This is a genomic window from Pseudomonas sp. PB101, from assembly GCF_009764265.1.
Taxonomy (GTDB): Bacteria; Pseudomonadota; Gammaproteobacteria; order Pseudomonadales; family Pseudomonadaceae; genus Aquipseudomonas.
The window spans coordinates 289,375-306,756 of the sequence record NZ_RWIR01000092.1 but is presented as its reverse complement, the minus strand read 5'-3'; the positions used below and the strand labels follow the sequence as shown (position 1 = coordinate 306,756).

The 17,382-nt window shown below is 61.0% G+C and carries 19 protein-coding genes; 11 read left to right on the top strand and 8 right to left on the bottom strand.

Annotated elements, in window-relative coordinates:
• Positions 1 to 65: 65 nt before the first annotated feature.
• Positions 66 to 470 (bottom strand): acetyl-CoA sensor PanZ family protein, encoded by a 405-nt coding sequence (locus EI969_RS28830; protein ID WP_160390684.1) that lies wholly within the window; start codon positions 468 to 470, stop codon positions 66 to 68.
• Positions 471 to 696: 226 nt separating this feature from the next.
• Here EI969_RS28830 and EI969_RS28825 point away from each other — a divergent pair, with 226 nt between their 5' ends.
• From EI969_RS28825 to EI969_RS28795, 7 genes are all read left to right on the top strand, one after another.
• Positions 697 to 2,361 (top strand): OFA family MFS transporter, encoded by a 1,665-nt coding sequence (locus EI969_RS28825; protein ID WP_160390683.1) that lies wholly within the window; start codon positions 697 to 699, stop codon positions 2,359 to 2,361.
• Between the two features lie 227 nt (positions 2,362 to 2,588).
• A complete protein-coding gene (hisB, locus tag EI969_RS28820) occupies positions 2,589 to 3,182 on the top strand; it encodes an imidazoleglycerol-phosphate dehydratase HisB (protein WP_007897437.1) in 594 nt (197 codons plus the stop codon).
• On the top strand, positions 3,182 to 3,820 hold the full coding sequence (gene hisH / locus EI969_RS28815) for an imidazole glycerol phosphate synthase subunit HisH (protein ID WP_160390682.1): 639 nt from the start codon (positions 3,182 to 3,184) through the stop codon (positions 3,818 to 3,820). Before hisB ends, hisH begins: the two co-directional genes overlap by 1 nt.
• Complete coding sequence (locus EI969_RS28810; protein ID WP_093227621.1) at positions 3,821 to 4,078, top strand: DUF2164 domain-containing protein; 258 nt, start codon at positions 3,821 to 3,823, stop codon at positions 4,076 to 4,078.
• A 42-nt stretch (positions 4,079 to 4,120) separates the two neighbouring features.
• The gene (hisA, locus tag EI969_RS28805) at positions 4,121 to 4,858 is read left to right on the top strand and encodes a 1-(5-phosphoribosyl)-5-[(5-phosphoribosylamino)methylideneamino]imidazole-4-carboxamide isomerase (RefSeq protein ID WP_027617356.1); all 738 of its coding nucleotides are present in this window, start codon (positions 4,121 to 4,123) and stop codon (positions 4,856 to 4,858) included.
• Positions 4,859 to 4,867: 9 nt separating this feature from the next.
• Positions 4,868 to 5,638 (top strand): imidazole glycerol phosphate synthase subunit HisF, encoded by a 771-nt coding sequence (gene hisF, locus EI969_RS28800; RefSeq protein ID WP_007972752.1) that lies wholly within the window; start codon positions 4,868 to 4,870, stop codon positions 5,636 to 5,638.
• A gap of 78 nt (positions 5,639 to 5,716) precedes the next feature.
• The gene (locus tag EI969_RS28795) at positions 5,717 to 6,472 is read left to right on the top strand and encodes an ABC transporter substrate-binding protein (protein WP_160390681.1); all 756 of its coding nucleotides are present in this window, start codon (positions 5,717 to 5,719) and stop codon (positions 6,470 to 6,472) included.
• Positions 6,473 to 6,601: 129 nt separating this feature from the next.
• Here EI969_RS28795 and EI969_RS28790 read toward each other — a convergent pair whose 3' ends face one another.
• From EI969_RS28790 to gpmI, 4 genes are all read right to left on the bottom strand, one after another.
• Positions 6,602 to 7,378 carry a divergent polysaccharide deacetylase family protein gene (locus EI969_RS28790; RefSeq protein ID WP_160390680.1) on the bottom strand — a complete coding sequence of 259 codons (777 nt, stop codon included), beginning with the start codon at positions 7,376 to 7,378 and terminating at the stop codon, positions 6,602 to 6,604.
• A 2-nt stretch (positions 7,379 to 7,380) separates the two neighbouring features.
• Positions 7,381 to 8,700, bottom strand: a complete 1,320-nt coding sequence (locus tag EI969_RS28785; protein ID WP_160390679.1) for a S41 family peptidase — start codon at positions 8,698 to 8,700, stop codon at positions 7,381 to 7,383.
• Positions 8,701 to 8,731: 31 nt separating this feature from the next.
• Complete coding sequence (locus EI969_RS28780; protein WP_160390678.1) at positions 8,732 to 10,027, bottom strand: murein hydrolase activator EnvC; 1,296 nt, start codon at positions 10,025 to 10,027, stop codon at positions 8,732 to 8,734.
• Positions 10,028 to 10,268: 241 nt separating this feature from the next.
• Positions 10,269 to 11,798: a 2,3-bisphosphoglycerate-independent phosphoglycerate mutase gene (gpmI, locus tag EI969_RS28775; RefSeq protein ID WP_160390677.1), complete on the bottom strand. Its 1,530-nt coding sequence runs from the start codon at positions 11,796 to 11,798 to the stop codon at positions 10,269 to 10,271.
• 152 nt (positions 11,799 to 11,950) lie between these two features.
• Between gpmI and EI969_RS28770 the strand changes: the two genes are divergently transcribed.
• Genes EI969_RS28770 through secB form a run of 3 tightly spaced genes read left to right on the top strand, consistent with a single transcriptional unit; the run spans position 11,951 to position 13,162 of the window.
• On the top strand, positions 11,951 to 12,364 hold the full coding sequence (locus tag EI969_RS28770) for a rhodanese-like domain-containing protein (protein WP_160390676.1): 414 nt from the start codon (positions 11,951 to 11,953) through the stop codon (positions 12,362 to 12,364).
• Between the two features lies 1 nt (position 12,365).
• Complete coding sequence (gene grxC, locus EI969_RS28765) at positions 12,366 to 12,620, top strand: glutaredoxin 3 (RefSeq protein ID WP_160390675.1); 255 nt, start codon at positions 12,366 to 12,368, stop codon at positions 12,618 to 12,620.
• 56 nt (positions 12,621 to 12,676) lie between these two features.
• Positions 12,677 to 13,162 (top strand): protein-export chaperone SecB, encoded by a 486-nt coding sequence (gene secB, locus EI969_RS28760; RefSeq protein WP_015093084.1) that lies wholly within the window; start codon positions 12,677 to 12,679, stop codon positions 13,160 to 13,162.
• A 108-nt stretch (positions 13,163 to 13,270) separates the two neighbouring features.
• On the opposite strand, the gene EI969_RS28755 is transcribed toward secB, so the two are convergent.
• Entirely contained in the window at positions 13,271 to 13,726 is a 456-nt protein-coding gene (locus EI969_RS28755; RefSeq protein ID WP_160390674.1) for a tRNA (cytidine(34)-2'-O)-methyltransferase, read from the bottom strand.
• Here EI969_RS28755 and EI969_RS28750 point away from each other — a divergent pair.
• Complete coding sequence (locus EI969_RS28750) at positions 13,725 to 14,165, top strand: hypothetical protein (RefSeq protein ID WP_178120865.1); 441 nt, start codon at positions 13,725 to 13,727, stop codon at positions 14,163 to 14,165. The two genes, EI969_RS28755 and EI969_RS28750, sit on opposite strands and share 2 nt — an antisense overlap.
• A gap of 545 nt (positions 14,166 to 14,710) precedes the next feature.
• On the opposite strand, the gene ntrC is transcribed toward EI969_RS28750, so the two are convergent.
• Positions 14,711 to 16,147 (bottom strand): nitrogen regulation protein NR(I), encoded by a 1,437-nt coding sequence (gene ntrC, locus EI969_RS28745; RefSeq protein WP_160390673.1) that lies wholly within the window; start codon positions 16,145 to 16,147, stop codon positions 14,711 to 14,713.
• On the bottom strand, positions 16,144 to 17,229 hold the full coding sequence (gene glnL, locus EI969_RS28740; RefSeq protein ID WP_160390672.1) for a nitrogen regulation protein NR(II): 1,086 nt from the start codon (positions 17,227 to 17,229) through the stop codon (positions 16,144 to 16,146). The genes ntrC and glnL overlap by 4 nt, the downstream gene beginning before the upstream one ends.
• Between the last annotated feature and the right edge of the window lie 153 nt (positions 17,230 to 17,382).

The window sequence follows — 17,382 nt, the reverse complement described above, 5'->3', positions numbered from 1 at the left end:
TAATTAATCGAATTCAAAATTTAGCCGGGGAGTATAGCGCCCCGGAGCGGACGACCGGTCAGCGATCACACCGGCAGTACATCCAGCGGCAATTTCAGTTTGGCGGCCAGTGCCTGCGCCTCGAGATGCCCGGCAGGCGCCAGCAGGCGCAGGGTCATGCCTGATTGCGCGGCCATTTTTTGCGCTTCGGTGATTAGCCGTTCGGCAACACCACGGCGACGGGTAATTTTTCGCACACATATTTGTGACAAATGCCAGGCGTCTTGGTGCCTTTGCAGGCGGGCTGCGCCCAGCAGGCGATCATTGAAGCGTCCGGCGATCAGTGTGCCGTCGCGCAAACAGTCTTCGATCAGCTGCGCTTCCCCGGAAAAAGGCGCGAACAGCCAATCCGGAGCGTCGTGGTAGATCTTCTGCAGATCCTGCCGATCCTGGGGCGTGGCTTGGTTCAGCAGCTCGACAATGATCGGCATGGTGATTCCTGTGGGGGTCGGTGAGAGATCGGATAACGTACAAAACGTGATGTCAGTTTGGTTTTTCTGTCACCTGCAAATGGTAACCTTCGCCCGTTCGTCCGTCCTTCTGCGACTTGTTGTCGCACTACAGGGTGCTCCACCGAAAAAAACGGTCATGCGTGCGTGCAAAAGGCCGGGAGTGAACCGTGGCTGGCGAACCATACTAATAATTGGGGGATACACAATGACTACGAGCACCACGGCGGACGGCTTCGGCGCCGACCAGCCCGCGTTCCTGTCCAAGGAGCGGATCATCGCCAGGCCCGGTTTCAACCGCTGGCTGGTACCACCGGCCGCGCTGGCCATCCACTTGTGCATCGGCATGGCCTACGGCTTTTCGGTGTTCTGGTTGCCGTTGTCCAAGGCGCTGGGCATCACCGCTCCGGTAGCCTGCGCGCCGGACATGAGCTTTATCGCTCAAGTCTTTTCGTCCCAGTGTGACTGGCCGATCTCGATGCTCGGCTGGATCTACACCCTGTTCTTCATTTTCCTGGGTTGCTCGGCGGCCATCTGGGGTGGCTGGCTGGAACATGCCGGACCGCGCAAGGCCGGTGTTGTATCGGCGCTGTGCTGGTGCGGTGGCCTGCTGATTTCGGCGCTGGGGGTGTATACCCACCAGATCTGGCTGATGTGGATCGGCTCCGGGGTCATTGGCGGTATCGGCCTGGGCCTGGGTTACATTTCGCCGGTGTCGACCCTGATCAAATGGTTCCCGGACAAGCGCGGCATGGCCACCGGCATGGCGATCATGGGCTTCGGCGGTGGTGCGATGGTCGGTGCGCCGTTGGCGACTGCCCTGATGAGCCACTTCGGTTCGCCAGAAGGCGTTGGCGTATGGCAAAGCTTCGTGGCCATGGCCGCGATCTACTTCGTGTTCATGATCGGTGGCGCACTGTCCTATCGCGTGCCGCCAACCGGCTGGAAGCCTGAAGGCTGGACTGCTCCGGCGAAAAAAGCCTCGAACGCGATGATCACCAACCGTCACGTACACGTGAATGTGGCGTGGAAAACCCCGCAATTCCGCCTCGTTTGGCTGGTGCTGTGCCTGAACGTGTCCGCCGGCATCGGCATCCTCGGCATGGCTTCGCCGCTGTTGCAGGAAGTGTTCGGCGGCAAATTGCTGGGCAATGACCTTGCGTTCGGTCAACTGGATGCAGGTCAATTGGCTTCGATCGCCGCGATCGCCGCCGGTTTCACCGGTCTGCTGAGCCTGTTCAACATCGGCGGGCGTTTCTTCTGGGCTTCGTTCTCGGACTACCTGGGCCGCAAAAACACCTACTTCGTGTTTTTCGCCCTGGGCTTTGCCCTGTACGGACTGATTCCGAACCTGGGTCATCTGGGCAGCATCGCGCTGTTCGTGGCGGCGTTCTGCATCATCCTGTCGATGTATGGCGGTGGTTTCGCGACTGTTCCGGCGTATCTGGCGGACCTGTTCGGCACGCAAATGGTCGGTGCGATCCACGGTCGCCTGCTGACGGCGTGGGCGGCTGCCGGCGTGCTCGGTCCAGTGCTGGTCAACTACCTGCGTGAGTATCAGCTGAGCATCGGCGTCGAGCGTGCGGCGGCGTACGACATCACCCTGTACATCCTCGCCGGCCTGCTGGTGCTGGGGTTCCTGTGCAACCTGCTGGTGCGTCCGGTGGCCGACAAGTACTTCATGACCGACGCCGAACTGGCCGCCGAACAGGCGCTGGGGCACGACAAAGGCGCTGATGCCAGCACGTCGCTGGAGTGGAAAGCAGCGCCGGGCACCAAGCCTCTGGCGATTGCTGCCTGGCTGGCTGTGGGCATTCCGCTGGCGTGGGGTGTCTGGGTAACCCTGCAGAAAACGGCAGTCTTGTTCCACTAAAGCCAACCCCTGTAGGAGCCGGCTTGCTGGCGATCGCTGCGACGCGGTGTGTCAGATACACCGCGTCGCCTTGATCGCCAGCAAGCCGGCTCCTACATGTCATGACAGGTATAACGACGGGGTTGCTGAATTCACTCCGTCAGCGATATCACCTCCCGTGTTTCTGTTTGGCGCCCGCACGCCTATAATGGCTGCCTTTTTCGCCCAATGATTTTGCGGAGCTGGTGATGGCCGAACGTATGGCGTCTGTCGAGCGCGACACTCTGGAAACCCAGATCAAAGCCTCGATCAACCTTGATGGCACCGGAAAGGCCCGATTCGATATCGGTGTTCCTTTTCTTGAGCACATGCTGGACCAGATCGCCCGTCACGGGCTGATCGACCTGGATATTGTCAGCAAGGGCGACCTGCATATCGACGACCACCACACCGTGGAAGACGTTGGTATCACCCTCGGCCAGGCGTTTGCCAAAGCCATCGGCGACAAGAAAGGCATCCGTCGCTACGGCCACGCCTACGTGCCGCTCGATGAAGCGCTGTCGCGCGTGGTGATCGACTTCTCCGGCCGTCCAGGCCTGCAGATGCACGTGCCGTACACCCGCGCCACCGTCGGCGGCTTCGATGTTGACCTGTTCCAGGAATTCTTCCAGGGCTTCGTCAACCATGCATTGGTCAGCCTGCACATCGACAACCTGCGTGGCACCAACACCCACCACCAGATCGAAACCGTGTTCAAGGCTTTCGGCCGCGCCCTGCGCATGGCCGTCGAGCTCGATGACCGCATGGCCGGGCAAATGCCATCGACCAAGGGCGTCCTGTAATGCAGACAGTCGCGGTTATCGATTACGGCATGGGCAACCTGCACTCGGTGGCCAAGGCCCTCGAGCACGTGGGTGCCGGCAAGGTCTTGATCACCAGCGATGCCAACGTGATTCGCGAAGCCGACCGGGTGGTTTTCCCCGGCGTCGGCGCGATCCGCGATTGCATGGCGGAGATCCGTCGCCTCGGCTTCGATTCGCTGGTCCGTGAAGTCAGCCAGGACCGCCCGTTCCTCGGCATTTGCGTCGGCATGCAAGCCTTGCTCGATACCAGCGAAGAGAACGATGGCGTCGACTGCATCGGCCTGTTCCCGGGCGCGGTGAAGTTCTTCGGCAAGGATCTGGTCGAAGACGGCGAACACCTGAAAGTCCCGCACATGGGCTGGAACCAGGTGAAGCAGAAGGTCAGTCACCCGCTGTGGCACGACATTCCGGACATGGCGCGTTTCTACTTCGTGCACAGCTACTACATCGCTGCGGCCAATGCGCGCCAAGTGGTCGGTGGCGGTCATTACGGTGTCGATTTCGCCGCGGCGCTGGCCGAAGGCTCGCGTTTCGCCGTGCAGTTCCACCCGGAGAAAAGCCATACCCATGGCCTGCAACTTCTGCAGAACTTCGCTGCGTGGGACGGTCGCTGGTAAATGGCAATCAAGAAAAAGCCGCCGATCCTGACCCTCACTCCCGAGCAGGAGAGCGAGGCCAATCGCAAGATCAAGCGTTTCATGGAAGACCGCTTCGAACTCGACCTCGGCTCGTTCGAGGCGGCGGAGATTCTTGAGCTGTTTACCCGTGAAATTGCTCCGCACTATTACAACAGGGCGATTTTCGATGTGCAGGCGCACCTCAAAGAGAGGTTCGAAAGCATCGAAAGCGACCTGTGGGCGCTCGAGAAAAACTGATTTTCGAGCCAAGCTGAACATTCAAATTTGAAGGTTTGCCAGATGCTGATTATTCCCGCTATCGATCTTAAAGACGGTGCCTGTGTTCGTCTGCGCCAGGGCCGCATGGAAGATTCCACAGTGTTCTCCGATGACCCGGTGAGCATGGCTGCCAAGTGGGTGGAGGGCGGTTGCCGCCGTCTGCATCTGGTCGACCTGAACGGCGCCTTCGAAGGCCAGCCGGTCAACGGCGAAGTGGTCACCGCCATCGCCAAACGCTACCCGAACCTGCCGATCCAGATCGGCGGCGGTATCCGCTCGCTGGAAACCATCGAGCACTACGTGAAGGCGGGCGTGAGCTACGTGATCATCGGCACCAAGGCCGTGAAAGATCCGGCTTTCGTCGCCGAAGCCTGCCGCGCGTTCCCGGGCAAGATCATTGTGGGTCTGGATGCCAAGGACGGTTTTGTCGCCACCGACGGCTGGGCTGAAATCAGCACCATCCAGGTGATCGACCTGGCCAAGCAATTCGAAGCCGACGGCGTCTCTTCGATCGTTTATACCGACATCGCCAAAGACGGCATGATGCAGGGCTGCAACGTGCCGTTCACCGCTGCGCTGGCGGCGGCAACAAAAATCCCGGTGATCGCTTCCGGTGGCATCCACAACCTGGGCGACATCAAGACCCTGCTCGACGCCAAGGCGCCGGGCATCATCGGCGCGATCACCGGCCGTGCGATCTACGAAGGCACCCTCGACGTCGCCGAAGCGCAAGCTTTCTGCGATTCGTACAAAGGCTGAGGACTGATCATGGCGCTGGCCAAACGCATCATCCCTTGCCTGGACGTGGACAACGGCCGGGTGGTCAAGGGTGTGAAATTCGAAAACATCCGCGACGCCGGTGACCCGGTGGAAATCGCCCGTCGCTATGACGAACAGGGCGCCGACGAGATTACCTTTCTCGACATCACCGCCAGCGTCGACGGCCGCGACACCACGCTGCACACCGTCGAGCGCATGGCCAGCCAGGTGTTCATCCCGCTGACGGTGGGTGGCGGTGTACGCACCGTGCAGGACATCCGCAACCTGCTCAATGCCGGCGCGGACAAGGTCTCGATCAACACCGCCGCGGTGTTCAACCCGGAGTTCGTTGGCGAAGCCGCGCAGCATTTCGGTTCGCAATGCATCGTGGTCGCGATCGATGCGAAGAAGGTTTCCGGACCTGGCGAAACCCCGCGCTGGGAAATCTTCACCCATGGCGGTCGCAAGCCAACCGGCCTCGACGCGGTTGAGTGGGCGAAGAAAATGGAAGGCTTGGGTGCCGGCGAAATCCTGCTCACCAGCATGGACCAGGACGGCATGAAAAACGGCTTCGACCTGGGCGTCACCCGCGCCATCAGCGACGCGCTGGGCATCCCGGTGATCGCCTCCGGCGGAGTCGGCAACCTGCAGCACCTGGCGGACGGCATTATCGAAGGCCACGCCAGTGCGGTGCTGGCGGCGAGTATTTTCCACTTCGGCGAATACACGGTGCAGGAAGCCAAGGCCTATATGGCTCATCGCGGAATCGTGATGCGCTGAACAAACCAATGCAGGCCAGTGGACATCATGGCGTGCCCAAGGCACTCTTGGGTACGCCATGGATTTCGGTAGCCAGACATGCTTAAACGCTTTCTTCTCGTCCTTGCCAGCGCCTCTCTGTTGTTGATCAACGGAGCACACGCAAAAGACAGTCCTGATACCGACATGGTGTTGCTGACTGAAAACTTCCCGCCGTACAACATGGCGAAGAACGGCAAGAACTTCGCTCAGGACGAGAACATCAATGGCATCGCCACCGATATCGTCCGCGAAATCTTCAAACGCGCCGACATTACCTACAGCCTGACGCTGCGTTTCCCTTGGGAGCGGATCTACAAACTCACCCTGGAAAAACCCGGTTACGGCGTATTTGTCATGGCGCGCTTGCCGGATCGCGAGAAGCTCTTCAAATGGGTCGGCCCGATTGGCCCGGACGACTGGATCATGCTGGCCAAGGCTGACAGCAAGATCACCCTCGACACCCTGGATGACGCGCGCAAGTACAAGATCGGCGCCTACAAGGGCGATGCCATTGCCGAGACGCTGGCCAAGCAAGGTCTCAGCCCGATCGTAGTGCTGCGTGATCAGGACAACGCCCGCAAACTGGTCAGCGGCCAGATCGACCTGTGGGCCACCGGCGATCCGGCCGGGCGCTATCTGGCGCGCCAGGAAGGGGTCAACGGGTTGAAAACCGTATTGCGCTTCAACAGTGCCGAGCTGTACCTGGCCCTGAACAGGAACGTGCCGGACGAGACGGTGGCCAAGCTCCAGGCGGCGCTGGACCAGATGCGCAAGGAAGGGCGCGTGGACGAGATCATGGCGCAGTATCTCTAACGCCCGACACCGTCATTCAGCCATGCGCATATCACTGTGGGAGCGAGCTTGCTCGCGATGACGGTCTGACAGTCGATAGAGATGTTGAATGTAATGGCGCCATCGCGAGCAAGCTCGCTCCCACAGGGGCTAGCGGTATACGCCATCCTTGCCATGCGCCGCCGTCGCCCGATTGCCGCGCACGCTGATCATCTGTCGGATATCAATCCACTCGATCCCCTGAGCCTTGAGCCTGGGCAGTTCGCGCTCCAGCACCGCCAGCGTCTGTGGATACGGATGGCCGATCATCACCGCCGAACCCTGCTTGTGGGCGAGGCTGATCGCCGTCTGCAATTGGGTGAGGATCGCTGCTTCAGTGCGTTCATCGTCAAGAAACACATCCCGCGAAACGCTCGCCAGGCCGATCTTCTGCGCTTCGGCTGCGGCCACGGTTTGGGCGCTGGTGCGGCTGTCGACGAAAAATTTGTGCCGACGCTGCAGGTCGGCCATCAACCAGGCCATGGCCGGCCGCTGTGCGGTCATGCGGCTGCCCATGTGATTGTTGATGCCGCTGGTGTACGGGACCCTCTTGAGCGCGGCGCTCAGGCGCGTTTCCAGCTCTTCGATGGGCAACTCGGGATGCCAGGCGAACGGTCCGGTGGCCGGGTCCATGGGCATGTGCAGGATGACGATCTTGCCGGCGCGATGGGCTTCGCGGGCGAATTCGGTGGCGTGGGGTGTGTCGGGCATGATTGCCGTGGTCACCGGGCCGGGCAGGGCCACCACGCGGCGATCCCGGGGCAGGTTCTGCCCGAGGTCATCGATGATCAGGCTCAGGTAGGCTTTCTGCGGTGCAGTCGAGGCGGGCGCTGCGTGAGCAACACCCGCCAGACAGCAAAGCAGACCGAGAACGTACCGCAGGCGCATCCTCAACGGCCGGACGTGATGCTCAGCCCTTTGAGCAGGCTCAGGGCCTGGGCCAACTGGTAATCATCGTCCTGTGGCATCGGCTTGGCTTTGCCGCTGGAACCGGTCGGTTTGTCGGCGCCGCCGTTGCCGTTGCCCAGGTGACCCTGCAAGTCGGCTTCCTTGAAGTAGTCGTTGTCTTGCTCGCTGGTGATCTTGGCCTTGCGCACTTCGATGTCCGGGACGATGCCCTGGGCCTGGATGGAGCGGCCGTTCGGCGTGTAATACAGCGCCGTGGTGATCTTCAAGGCGCGATCATTGTTCAGCGGCAGCACGGTTTGCACCGAGCCCTTGCCGAAGCTGGTGGTGCCCATCAGCACGGCGCGTTTCTGGTCCTGCAGGGCGCCGGCGACAATTTCCGAAGCCGAGGCGCTGCCGCCGTTGATCAGCACGACCAATGGCACGGCCTCGCTTTCGTCCTTGCCGGTGGCAGAGAAGCGCAGCTCGGAGTTGGCGATGCGGCCCTTGGTGTAGACGATCAGACCCTTGGTGATGAAGTGGTCGACCACTTCCACCGCCGCCTGCAGCACCCCGCCCGGGTTGTTGCGCAGGTCGAGGATGATGCCCTTGAGCTTCTTGCCGTTGTCCTTGCGCAGCTTGGCCAGGGCCTTGGAAACCTCTTCACCGGTCTTGACCTGGAACTGGGTGATGCGGATGTAGCCGTAGCCCGACTCCAGCAACTGGCTCTTCACGCTCTTCACCTGGATGACGGCGCGGGCCAGGGTCACGTCGAACGGCGTGCCGCCATCGCGTACCAGGGTCAGGGTGATTTTTTCGCCGATCTTGCCGCGCATCTTGTCCACGGCTTCGGTCATGCTCTGGCCGCGGGTGGGCTGGCCATTGATCTTGACGATGAAGTCGCCGGCCTGAATGCCGGCCTTGGAAGCTGGAGTGTCGTCGATGGGCGACACCACTTTGATGAAGCCGTCTTCAGCGCCGACTTCGATGCCCAGGCCGCCGAACTCGCCGCTGGTGCTTTCCTGCAGCTCGGCGAAATCTTCAGGGCCGAGGTAGGCCGAATGCGGGTCGAGGTTGCTGAGCATGCCCTTGATGGCGTTCTCCAGCAGGGTCTTGTCGTCCACCGGTTCGACATAAGCGGCCTTGATCCGGTCCATCACCTCGGCAAAGGTGCGCAACTCGTCCAGCGGCAGTGGCGCCTTGGTGGTCGCGGCAGTGCCCGCCGGCGCAACCGCCGGGGCTGGTTGAGCGGCAAACGCCAGAGGCGCGCCGATCACCAGGGCGATCGCCAGGGCCAGAGAGGTAAGGCGGGACAAATGCAGCATGTCGAACGAACTCCTGAATTAGGCGACGCGCTTATCCTTGCGCGTGACACCATTGCGCAGGGTCACTCGGGTGACCCTGCTGACGAATTGCGAAATACAGTGCTGGTGTGTCCTGCCCGCCACTGTTACCGACAGTGGAAATAGGCTCACCGGCTTTTACAACGTCACCCGCAGACTTGAGCAGCGTCTGGTTGTGACCGTACAGACTCAAATAACCGTTGCCGTGGTCGAGGATCACCAGCAGCCCGGCGCCGCGCAACCAGTCGGCGAACACCACGCGACCACCGTGTACGGCATGCACCGCACTGCCGGCAGACGCGCCGATCATCACGCCATCCCACTTGGTCCGGGCATCATCGCCTCGGTTTTCACCGAAACGCGCAAGCAGTCGACCATCGACAGGCCAGGGAAGTTTGCCGCGGGTTGATGCAAACGCGCCGCCAAAGGTCTCGCCGGAGCTGGAAACCAGTGCGCCGGGAGTCGATCTGACCGGTTTGCGTGGGGCGTCATCGCCGGCTTCTGCCTGCGCCTGGGCCTCACGTAAACGCTTTTTTTCGGCTTCCTGCTGGGCGATCAGCGCTTTTTGCCGCGCTTCTTCTGCCTCACGGGCCTGGCGGGCCAGAGTTTCTTCAATGGTTTTAAGGACTTTAGACAGGTCTGCCTGATCCTGCTCGCGCGCCGCCAGTTTCTGATCGCGAGCCTTTACGTCGTCATTGAGCTTGGCCAGGACTTGCTGGCGCTCCTGGCGAACTTTCTCGAGTTCACCGCGCTGGGTGTCGAGGCTGCTTTGCTGCACCAGCAATTGCGCCTGCTGCATGGCGATGTCTTTTTCGACATTGGTCAGCTGGCGCAGGGTTTCGTTGAAGTTCTTCAACTGCTCCAGGCGGGCCTGGCTCAGGTAATCGTAATAGGTGAGGGTGCGGGCGAATTTTTCCGGATTCTGCTGGTTGAGCAGCAGCTTGAGGTATTCCTGACGCCCGTTCTGGTAGGCCGCCCGGGCCTGCATGGCGATCAGTCGTTGCTGTTCAGTGCGCGCGCTCTGGAGTTTTTTTTTCTCCGCATCGAGTCGCTGCAGCTCGGCTTCGCTTTTCTTCAGCTCTTTTTGCAGGGCATCGACCTGCTTCTCGAGCTTGCCCATTTCGGTCTCGGTGCCCTTGAGGTCTTTCTGTACGCCGGACTTCTCTTCCTGCAGCTTGCCCAGCAGTTTCTTCAGCTCGGCAATGTCCTGACGCGTGGCGTCCAACTGTTGTTGGGTTTCTGCGCGCTCATCAGCAAAGGCCGGTTGGAGCAGGCATGTCAGGGCTAGGGCTATCAGGACGCGAAGCATAGGGGCGGGCGGCACCAGGGAAAGGGACGGCCTAGTATGCCCGCCATGGCCGGCAAAAAAAATGCCCATTTCTGACTGTGTGATAACTGGAGTGAGGTTGCACCTGAAAACACCCCAGAACCACTGTGGGAGCGGGCTTGCCCGCGATGGCGTCCGATCATTCGACAAAGATGCTGACTGTCAGATTGCTATCGCTGGCAAGCCAGCTCCCACAGGGTATTTCGGTGTTTGTGCGACCGGGTTACACCAGAATCGAAGTCCCGGTCATCTCCGCTGGTTGCTCAAGGCCCAATAGTTTGAGCATGGTCGGCGCGACGTCTGCCAGTACGCCGCCTTCGCGAACTTTCAGATCGCGTTTGCCGACATAGATGAAAGGCACCGGCTCGGTGGTGTGTGCGGTGTGCGCCTGGCCGGTGGATTCATCGGCCATTTGCTCGACGTTACCGTGGTCGGCGGTGATCAACGCTTCGCCACCGACCTTTTCCAGGGCGTCGACGATGCGGCCCACGCACAGGTCCAGGCATTCAACAGCCTTGACCGCGGCCTCGAACACGCCGCTGTGGCCAACCATGTCACCGTTGGCGTAGTTGACCACGATCACGTCGTAACGCTGGTTTTCGATGGCGTCGACGATGCGGTCGGTGACTTCCGGTGCGCTCATTTCCGGCTGCAAGTCATAGGTGGCGACTTTTGGCGACGGAATCAGGATGCGCTCTTCGCCCGGGAACGGTTCTTCACGACCGCCCGAGAAGAAGAAGGTCACGTGGGCGTACTTTTCGGTTTCAGCGATGCGCAGCTGGGTCTTGCCGTTTTTCGCCAGGTAGTCGCCCAGCACGTTTTCCAGGCTGCCGGCGGCGAAGGCCGATGGCGCAGGGATGCTGGCGGCGTATTGGGTCAGCATGACGAAACCGGCCAGTTTCGGCTGGCGGGCACGCTCGAATTCACTGAAGCCGTCTTCGACGAACACGCGGGTCAGCTCGCGGGCGCGGTCGGCGCGGAAGTTCATGAACACCACGGCATCGCCGTCTTCGACTTTTACCGGCTCGCCGATGGAGGTGGCTTTGACGAATTCGTCGCTCTCGCCCCGCTCGTAAGCGGCTTGCAGGCCTTCCTGGGCGGTGGCGGCGTTGAACTCGCCCTGGCCGTCGACGATCAGGTTGTAGGCCTGGGATACGCGGTCCCAACGGTTGTCGCGGTCCATGGCGTAGTAACGGCCGATGATGCTGGCAATCCGGCCTTTGCCCAGTGCCTGGAAGGTCGCGTCGAGCAGTTCGATCGACGATTGCGCGCTTTTCGGCGGAGTGTCGCGGCCGTCGAGGAAGGCGTGCAGGTAGATGTTCCGGGCGCCGCGCTTGAAGGCCAGTTCGGCCATGGCGACCAGGTGATCCTGATGGCTGTGCACGCCGCCATCGGACAGCAGGCCCATGAAGTGCACGGCTTTACCGGCGGCGACGGCTTTGTCCACGGCGGCGCAGATGGTCGGGTTCTCGAAGAACTCGCCGTCGCGGATCGATTTGGTGACGCGAGTGAAGTCCTGATACACCACGCGGCCGGCGCCCAGGTTCATGTGGCCGACTTCGGAGTTGCCCATCTGGCCATCCGGAAGGCCGACGTCCATGCCGCTGCCCGAGATCAGTCCGTTCGGCACGGTGGCCCACAGGCGGTCCAGTACGGGCTTCTTCGCGGCGAAGATGGCGTTGGATTCAGGGCTCTCACTGTGACCGAAGCCGTCGAGAATGATCAGGACCAAAGGTTTAGGCGTGGTAGTCATGGATTCGACTCGTGGCTGAGATAAAAGGGGCAATGGAAAAGGGAGTGGCAGTTTAAAGCGAAGTTCCGGCCACGTCACCGCCGGACGGGGTTTGGCCCACCATAGTGGCTGTGTATACTGGCCGACATTTTAACGCCCTGGAACCTCCTTCGATGGTTGCTCACCTGATTGAATTCGCCACTAACCACTACATTCTCGTCGGTATCTTCGTCGTACTGCTGGCGTTGCTGATTGCCTATCAAATGCAGGGCGGCGGCCGCAGCCTGAGCACCGGCGAACTGACCGGCCTGGTCAACAAGGACGCGGGCGTCGTGGTCGACATTCGTTCGAACAAGGATTTCGCCGCCGGTCATATCGTCGGTGCGGTGAACATTCCCCAGGACAAGCTGGCCGCCCGCGTTGGCGAGCTGGAAAAGCACAAGGCCAAGACCATCATCCTGGTCGACGCCATGGGCCAGACCGCCGGCACCCACGCCCGCGAATTGATGAAATCCGGCTTCACCGCCGCCAAGCTGTCCGGCGGTATCTCCAGCTGGAAAGCCGACAATCTGCCGCTGGTGAAGTGATATGAGCAATGTCGTCGTCTATTCCAGCGATTACTGCGGTTATTGTTCCCGGGCCAAAAATCTGCTCGTGAGCAAAGGCGTGGCCTTCGAGGAGATCAAGGTCGATGGCAAGCCGCAGGTGCGCGCTGCGATGGCCCAGAAGGCCGGGCGTACGTCCGTGCCGCAAATCTGGATCGGCAGCACCCATGTGGGCGGTTGTGATGATTTGTTCGCCCTGGAGCGCGCCGGCAAGCTCGACGCGCTGCTCAAGGCCTGACGGCAATACCCCAAACAAGCAAACCTAAAAGAACCCTGGATCAAGAAGGATCTGCGATGACTGACCAACAGAACACTGCTGCGAACGAAGAAGAAACTGCACCGCAATTCTCCTTGCAGCGCATTTATGTGCGTGACCTGTCATTCGAAGCTCCGAAAAGCCCGGCGATCTTCCGCCAGCAGTGGGAGCCGAGCGTCGCGCTGGATCTGAACACCCGTCAAAAGGCTCTGGAGTCCGACTTCCACGAAGTCGTGCTGACCCTGTCGGTTACCGTGAAAAACGGTGACGAAGTGGCGTTCATCGCCGAAGTGCAACAGGCCGGGATCTTCCTGATCAAGAACCTGGACGACGCTTCGATGAGCCACACCCTGGGCGCGTTCTGCCCGAACATCCTGTTCCCGTACGCTCGCGAAACCCTGGACAGCCTGGTGACCCGCGGTTCGTTCCCGGCACTGATGCTGGCTCCGGTGAACTTCGATGCGCTGTACGCGCAAGAGCTGCAACGCATGCAGGCGGCCGGCGAGACTCCGACCGTTCAATAAGCTGCGCTGCTAAAAAATCGCGGGCAAGCCCGCTCCCACAGGTTTTGCACAATCCTGTGGGAGCGGGCTTGCCCGCGATTGTTTCTGTCAGGCGAAAAGTTCTTTGGGTTACGTGAAACCGTTCTGACGCCAGGCTTCGTAAACCGCGACGGCCACGGTATTCGACAGATTCAGGCTGCGGCAGCCTTCGCGCATTGGCAGACGCAGGCGTTGCTCGGGGGGCAGGGCGTCCAGCACGTCCGCTGGCAAGCCACGACTTTCCGGACCAAAGAGAAACGCATCACCCGGGGCAAAGCTGGCATCGTGGAACGGCCGCGAGCCCTTGGTGGTGAAGGCGAACAGCCGTGGATGGCCGAGGCTTTCCAGGCAGCTGGCAAGGTCCGCGTGGCGTTGCAGGGTGGCATACTCGTGGTAGTCGAGGCCGGCCCGGCGCAGGCGCTTGTCGTCCATCTCGAAGCCCAGCGGTTCGATCAAATGCAGGTGGCAGCCACTGTTGGCGCACAGCCTGATAACGTTGCCGGTATTCGGCGGAATTTCTGGTTGGAAAAGGATGACGTGAAACATGCACGGCTCCGAAGGTAAAGATGACGCGCATTCTACGCCGCCAGAAGGCGTGCGTTCGAAACTATTCCTGCGGGTGATGGCTTCGCTGGCGATTGTCGGGGTGATGGTCGGAATGATGATCGGTCGCCTGACCACGCCAGACCCCAGTCAGCTGCAGCAGGTTGAAGTGACGAACGACGGGCTGGTGGTGTGGTTCAACAACGAACCCAAGACCCATGGCGAGATGGTTGATGGCAGTGTCGCGCTACTGTTTGGCGCCGAGGGCAAGGCGCAGAAAGGCCAGCTCAAGCTCGGTGGCAAGGACGTGAACTGGCGGGTACGTTTGAGCGATGGAGGGTTGTTGCTGACGCTGGTGGCGGCCCGGCCCCTGCAAGGCGAGTGGGCCGGTAGCGAGGTCGATGACCGCTGGCGGCTGGAGATCCATCTCCGGGAGCAATAAAAGAGGGAATCCCCGGCCTGCCTGTACCAAGGTCCCCAAAACGGGAGGCTCGTCGCAAGTGCGGTGTGAGCCTGGTGTAAAGAAGGAACCCCTGACCTGCCTGTATCAAGGGCCCCAAAACGGCTGGGCTCGTCGCGGGTGCGGTGTGAGCCCGATGTAAAGAGGGGAATCCCCGGCCTGCCTGTACCAAGGTCCCCGAAACCGGGTGGGTGAACTGATTCACTTGAAAGGGTTGTTGCAGGGGGCGTGCCAGGTTTTAACATTGCGAAACAAAAAACGCTGAAAGCCCCGAAATCCGGGACTTTCGTGTTTTTTCGACAGGGGTTCGATTGCGAATGCAGGCGGGGTTTCGGATCGGTTGTCGTGCGCGATTGCGGTTCACGGTGCATTCAGTCGGTGCACTCCGGCCCCCAAAAGCATCGCGGGCAAGCCCGCTCCCACAGTGGATTTTCAGTGTTCATACGATCGAATGAACACCCTTTAACCCTGTGGGAGCGGGCTTGCCCGCGATTGGATGCAGCTGGCAGCGAAGAACTGAAGACTGTTTAGCCCTCATCCCCCTCATCATCATCCCCGCCATCCACCTTCATCCCCAATTCCTTGATCTTGCGGGTCAGGGTATTACGTCCCCAGCCCAGCAAAACCGCGGCATCGCGGCGGCGACCGGCGGTGTGCTTGAGGGCGGTCTCGATCATGATCCGCTCGAAGGCCGGCACGGCGCTGTCGAGCAGGCTCGACTGGCCACGTGCCAAGGCCTGGTCGGCCCATTGGCGCAGGGCCTGTTCCCAGTTGGTGACCGGTGCCGAATCCTGCGGCAGGCTCAGCAGCTCCGGTGGCAAGTCGCCGATGTGCACTTCGCGACCCGAAGCCATCACTGTGATCCAGCGGCAGGTGTTCTCCAGCTGACGCACGTTGCCCGGCCACGGCAGGTTCTTCAGGTACTCCTCGGTTTCATTTTTCAGCAGCTTTGGCTCGACAGCCAGCTCCTGGGCTGCGCGGGCGAGGAAGTGCTTGGCCAGGGTCGGGATGTCTTCGCGACGATCCGACAGCCGCGGGATGTGGATGCGGATCACGTTCAGGCGATGGAACAAGTCTTCACGGAACTTCCCGGCGTGTACCAGGGTTTCCAGATTCTGGTGAGTCGCAGCGATGATGCGCACATCGACCTTCACCGGCACATGACCGCCGACGCGGTAAAACTCACCGTCCGCCAGTACGCGGAGCAAGCGGGTCTGGGTGTCGGCCGGCATATCGCCGATTTCATCGAGGAACAGTGTGCCGCCGTCCGCCTGCTCGAAGCGCCCGCGACGCAGGTTGGCTGCACCGGTAAATGCGCCTTTTTCATGGCCGAACAGTTCGGATTCCATCAAGTCCTTGGGGATCGCCGCCATGTTCAGCGCGATGAACGGCGAAGCCGCCCGGGGGCTGTGGCGGTGCAGGGCGTGGGCCACCAGTTCCTTGCCGGTACCGGACTCGCCGTTGATCAGCACGGTGATGTTGGAATGGCTCAGGCGGCCGATGGCGCGAAACACCTCCTGCATCGCCGGCGCTTCACCGATGATTTCCGGGGTGCGGGTCAAGGCAACCGGGACTTCCAGGCCTTGCTGTTCCTGAGCGTGCTGGTTCGCGCGCTTGACCAGGGAAACCGCTTCATCCACATCGAACGGCTTGGGCAGGTATTCAAACGCGCCGCCCTGATAGGACGCGACAGCGCTGTCCAGATCGGAGTGAGCGGTCATGATGATCACCGGCAGCCTTGGGTGCTGCTCGCGAATCCGCGCCAGAAGGTCCAGGCCGCTGGCGCCGGGCATGCGGATGTCGGAGATGATCACGTCCGGCTGCTGGCGCGCCAGGCGGCTCATCACGCCATCGGCGCTGTCGAAGCTTTGCGTGGTCATGCCTTCCTGTTGCAAGGCTTTTTCCAGGACCCAACGGATAGAACGGTCGTCATCGACGATCCACACGGTTTCACTACGGCTCATGTCGATGTGGCTCCTTGTTCCAGTGGCAGAAAGATCGAGAAAGTGGTGTGGCCGGGGTGGCTGTCACATTCGATCAGGCCCTGGTGCTGGCTGATGATGTTCTGGGTAATGGCCAGGCCCAGCCCGGTACCGTCCGGACGACCGCTGACCATGGGAAAGAAGATGGTTTCCTGAAGTTCCGCAGGGATGCCCGGGCCGTTGTCGATGATCTCTATCTTGGTCACCAGGCGATGGCGCACGTGGCCGATGGTGAACTGGCGCATGGTCCGCGTGCGCAGGCTGATGCGGCCCAGGCGCAGTTCGTTCTGGCTGCTGATGGCCTGCATCGCATTGCGCACAATGTTCAGGACCGCCTGGATCATCTGTTCGCGGTCGATCAGCACGTCGGGAATGCTTGGGTCGTAGTCGCGCACCAAAGTGATGCAGCCCTGGCTTTCGGCTTCCACCAATTGGCAAACACGCTCCAGCACTTCGTGGACATTGCACAGGGCCAGTGACGGCAACTTGTTGGAGCCGAGCATGCGGTCCACCAGATTACGCAGGCGGTCGGCTTCTTCGATGATGACGTTGGTGTAGTCGCGCAGGCTTTCTTCCGGCAGTTCCCGGGCCAGCAGTTGTGCCGCGCCGCGAATGCCGCCCAGGGGGTTCTTGATTTCATGGGCCAGGCCGCGCACCAGCATCTTGCTGGTCTCCTGCTTGGAAAGCTGTGCTTCTTCCTTGGTGATCCGCAGCAAGCGGTCGCGAGGATGGACTTCAAGCAGCAGCATCGTATGGCCATCGCTGAGAATCGGCGTTACCGCATAGTCGACGGTCAGGGTCTGGCCGGTGAGGGCGGTGAGCATGGCTTCGCGCTTGGTGAACGGGTGCGCCTGTTCGACGGCCTGACGCAACGAATTGAGCGCTTCGGTCGATTCGGTAAACAGTTCACTGATGAACTGCCCATGGCTGCGCTGGCCGCTGATGGCCAGCAGCATCTCCGCCGCCGGGTTCATGTACTCGAGGCGCAGTTCGGCGTCGAGCAGGATGGTGGCGGTGGTGAGGTTGTCGAGTAGCAAACGGTGGAGTGCGTCGCTAATGGTCATCGGGACCTCTTTTGGGGCGGAGCATGCGCAAGAAAGAAGCTTTGTTACGGGAAAATGCAAAAACCAAACCAAGGCTCCGAAAAGAAGCGTCGAAGGCCTGAAACAGGCGTTTGACGCTCGTTTGCGTGGCGCTTTGCCAGCTTTCGCGGGTAG